Annotated in this window: 1 pseudogene; it reads left to right on the top strand. The window is 64.6% G+C overall.

Features of this window, described 5'->3' with window-relative positions:
* Positions 1-28 precede the first annotated feature (28 nt).
* A pseudogene (locus BTJ49_RS15265) lies at positions 29-729 on the top strand (IS110 family transposase); the annotation flags it as partial.

Raw genomic sequence — 729 nt, forward strand, 5'->3', positions numbered from 1 at the left:
ACAACCGTCAGCAGAAGAGGAAGTCTCCATGAACACTATAATCCTTGGCGTGGACTTGGCGAAGACCGCTTTTTCGGTGTGCGAGATGGACGCGGCCGGGCATGTGCGGCGGCGGCTGGACCTCAAGCGCGATGCGTTTGCCCTGTGGCTGGCCCAGCAGCCGGCTGGGACCGTGGTCGCGATGGAAGCGTGCAGCGGGGCGCACCACTGGGCCAGGCGCTGTCACGAGTACGGCCTGCAACCGTGGATCATCGCCGCGCAGTTCGTCACGCCGTTCCGCAAAGGTCGCCGGACCAAGAACGATCGGGCCGACGCCGAGGCCATCGCCACGGCGGCTCGCCAGGGCAACATGCGCTTTGTGCCGGTCAAATCGATCGAGCAGCAGGCACGTTTTGTCGTGGCATCGGGTGCGCGAAGGCTACAAGATCGAAAGTCTGGCCATCGGCAATCGATTGCGCGGGCTGTTGGCCGAGTTCGGTGTCGTCGTGGCAAAGAGTGATCGGGCGCTGCGTCGGGAGCTGGCCGATCTGGATGCGCACGCCGCATTACCGGAATCGTTCAAAGAACTGCTGCGCGAATTGGCTGAGCACTGGTCGCAACTGCGCGAACGCCTCGATGCATGCGACGCTCGCATCGAGCTTCACGCAAGAAAGGATGCGCGCTGCGTGCGGCTGCGGGCTATCACCGGCATCGGGCCGATCACGGCCGATGCCGCGGTGGCCACGGTGG

Origin of the sequence: Oleiagrimonas sp. MCCC 1A03011, assembly GCF_003267965.1 — a bacterium.
Lineage (GTDB): Bacteria > Pseudomonadota > Gammaproteobacteria > Xanthomonadales > Rhodanobacteraceae > Oleiagrimonas > Oleiagrimonas citrea.